This window comes from Halococcus morrhuae DSM 1307 (assembly GCF_000336695.1).
Lineage (GTDB): Archaea > Halobacteriota > Halobacteria > Halobacteriales > Halococcaceae > Halococcus > Halococcus morrhuae.
This window is the reverse complement of the sequence record NZ_AOMC01000069.1, coordinates 1-3260: the sequence shown is the minus strand read 5'-3', so window position 1 is coordinate 3260 and position 3260 is coordinate 1. Positions and strand designations below refer to the sequence as shown.

The following is a 3260-nucleotide window of genomic DNA, read 5'->3' as shown; positions in this document are numbered from 1 at the left end:
CCGAAAGCAGCGCGTTCATTGGTCATGTACGACTGCTGTCGGCGGGATGCCGTAACCTCCGTGACTCGGTTCCGCTAATCTACACAAGAGCGAACATGTCTCTCCCGCAGCTCAGCTACTGATGGTCCTCTGATGCACCCATACACCGTTTGTGATGCACTACTTGAACAGTCCAAGTAGCAGGTTTATATCATCCATGTGAGCGACACTTGCTGCGTTTGCTCGTACATCCATGAAACGGTGCTGTGTGTGAATTTATTCGACAATCACTACACTCAACCGGCTAGCGAGTGGGTTGTCATTAAAGACATACTGGCTTTCTCGTAGATCCACACTTCATCTAAGAGGGAGGTAATAGATAACTGGTCTCTGGATGTTTGGCAGAGCACTTGGTCTTTTCAACCATACGGATAAAGTGTGTCTCTATATACTCTATACTAAGCTTATCATTATATAATCTATTCAGGGTAGAAACATTCTCCAAGATATCGCATTGGGGAATGTAGCAACCGATGTCAGAGACAGACCGTTCCACTACGAAGCGACGTAGCTTCCTCCGCACGCTCGGTGGGGTAGCTACACTCGGCAGTGCCAGTATCGCTCTCAGCAACCGCGCGGAAGCGGCCAATCAAGCTCAAGGCCGCTTCCAAGGCGACCCGTTCACACTGGGGGTTGCCTCGGGAGACCCGCTCCCGGATTCAGTCGTCCTTTGGACTCGGCTCGCACCCGAACCGCTCGAATCCAGTGGTGGGATGCCTGATCAGCCAGTTCCAGTACTGTACGAGGTTGCCACTGATGAGGAAATAAGCAACGTCGTCAGGCGGGATGTGACGTTTGCAAGTCCTGATTGGGCACACTCTGTCCACGTCGATGTAGAAGGACTCGACGCAAACACCGAGTACTACTATCAATTTCAAGCCGGCAACGAGTACAGTCCTGTTGGGCAGACGAAAACGGCACCTGCACCCGGAACCAGCCCCGATAGCTTCAGTTTCGCGTTCGCGTCATGTCAGTCGTGGCCCACCGGCTACTATACCGCCTACGAGCACATGGTTGAGGATGATCTGGATTTGGTGATTCATCTCGGTGACTACCTCTACGAATATCCTATCCCACCCAGCGCTGGTGAGCGGAGCACCGAGATCCCTCGCCGATTCAATACTGAGATGAACACGCTCGAACAGTATCGGCTTCGCCACGCCCTCTATAAGACCGATTCCAACCTCCAAGCTGCCCACGCCGCATTCCCGTGGATCGTCACATGGGACGATCACGAGGTTGAGAACAACTACGCCGACGAGGTTTCAGAGAACAACGTCCCACCCGAGAACTTCTTGGAGCGACGCGCAAACGCCTACAAGGCGTATTTCGAGCATATGCCGTTGCGTCCTTCGCGGATGCCAACGGGTCCGGATCTGCCGCTATATCGGCGATTCACATTTGGCGACCTCGCAGAATTCAACGTACTCGATACTCGCCAGTACCGCTCTGATCAAGTATATTCCGCTGAGGAAGCCGAAAATTCCGACCGGACGCTGCTCGGCGACAAACAGAAGGATTGGCTAATCGATGGCCTCGCTAGTTCCTCGTCGCAATGGAACGTGCTCGCTCAACAGGTCCCGTTCTCGGCGACGGATGAAAATCCCAACCCGGACGTAGAGAATTTCGGCGCGGGCGATAAGTGGGATAGCTACCGGGCCGACCGTGATACGGTCCGCGATTTCATGGCCCAGCAGTCGGATCTGAACCCCGTCGTGATCACTGGCGATGTCCACCGCAACTATGTCTACAACATCAAAGCCGATTTCTCGAATCCCGATTCGGCATCGGTCGGTACCGAGTACGTTGGAACCTCAATTACCTCTTCCGGTGATGGTTCCGGGATAACCGACTACGGTGGCACCGCAAATGAACCATGGCGGCGGTTTTACAACGACAATCGGGGGTACGTACGCTGTACGCTCACCCCCGAACGGTGGCAGACTGATTATCGCGTGGTTTCGGCGGTCGCCTATCCGGATGCATCAGTGAGTACCATCGCGTCGTTTGCGACCGAAGCCGGCAATCCTGGTGCAACACTGGTCTCCGAACACCCCGACGAGGAATCCATCGAGATCATCGACATTCAAGCGAATGCGCCGGGCAATGATGCTGAAAATCCCAACGGGGAGTTCGCTACACTACAAAACACCGGCGATAGCGCAATCGACATGTCTGGGTTCATCCTCAGCTTCGAGGGAGGAAGCGGACAGAACTACACGTTCGGCGAGTTCACACTCGGAGCGGGTAAGACGGTCACTATTCGGAACGGAAGCGGCGAGAACACAGATTCGACCGTCTATACCGGACTCTCTTCGGTCCTGAACAACGGCAGTCCCGACTTAGTGGTCATAGCCAACGACGAGGGAGTTATCCTCGACCAGGAGTCATATTAGGTGATCTAGATTCACACTTGCTGATCAGCTTCTTCGAAGGCATTGGTCATCTGATCGGCGAGTTCGCCAGCCTCGATATGCGAGTAGTGCTCGCGAACGACCTCTTCGGAGTTGTCGAGCGCACGGGCAGCGGCTGCATGCCCAGATGTACGCACGAGGACTTCACCAGCACCGCGCCGGGCACCGTGAGGCATCAGGTATTCTTCGTCGTCATCGAGTTCGATACCTGCCTCCTCGCAGAGGCGTTTGAGAACGTGCCGCCCGGCGTCAGTCGTTATCGAAGGGGGTTCGATGTCGTACTCAATACAAAGTTCGACCAGCGAGCGGTCGGCACGCATTTCCTCAATCTCTGTGTCGGTGTATCCCCGACGGTCCAGCGTGTCCGTCACCCGCTGAGAGAGCGTCGGGCGATGAAACGAGGGAAACACTGGCCAGCTCTCGCTCGGTGCATCCAGCACCTTCCGATACATCTGCAGCGGATGAATCACTGGCTTGGGAAGGCCTCGATCGTCGAGACGCTGCTTTTTCGCGAAGACCGTCGCATAGCGATCTTCGAGGTGGACGTCTTCCCAGCGAAGGCCCTGGCGTCGCTCGTCGCTTCGATCGCGAAGAATCTCCGCACCCCGCACACCGGAGTATGACAGCAGATAGACGAGCGCGCGGTCGCGGCAGGCTTTGATTGCGGCTTCTCGCTCCTCACCGACGTCGTCGATCGCGGTGCTGGCCTGTTCGTCGACCATCCGTTCTAGGCTAACTCTGAGATAGCCGAAGAACGCCAGTTGTTAGCGCTCTGAGAAGCCGGTGGAGAGTGAATGGAACTCCCAC

General features: G+C 55.6%; 1 protein-coding gene and 1 pseudogene. One reads left to right on the top strand and one right to left on the bottom strand.

Annotated features, from left to right (window positions below; translation table 11 throughout):
- Window positions 1-512: 512 nt before the first annotated feature.
- Window positions 513-2435 carry an alkaline phosphatase D family protein gene (locus C448_RS04285; RefSeq protein WP_080503152.1) on the top strand — a complete coding sequence of 641 codons (1923 nt, stop codon included), beginning with the start codon at window positions 513-515 and terminating at the stop codon, window positions 2433-2435.
- A gap of 11 nt (window positions 2436-2446) precedes the next feature.
- Here C448_RS04285 and C448_RS04280 read toward each other — a convergent pair.
- A pseudogene (locus C448_RS04280) lies at window positions 2447-3178 on the bottom strand (integrase); the annotation flags it as partial.
- Between the last annotated feature and the right edge of the window lie 82 nt (window positions 3179-3260).

What these genes read in the sequence shown, in the direction of transcription:
- C448_RS04285 (WP_080503152.1), top strand. Translation starts at nt 513, where the DNA reads ATGTCAGAGACAGACCGTTCCACTACGAAGCGACGTAGCTTCCTCCGC.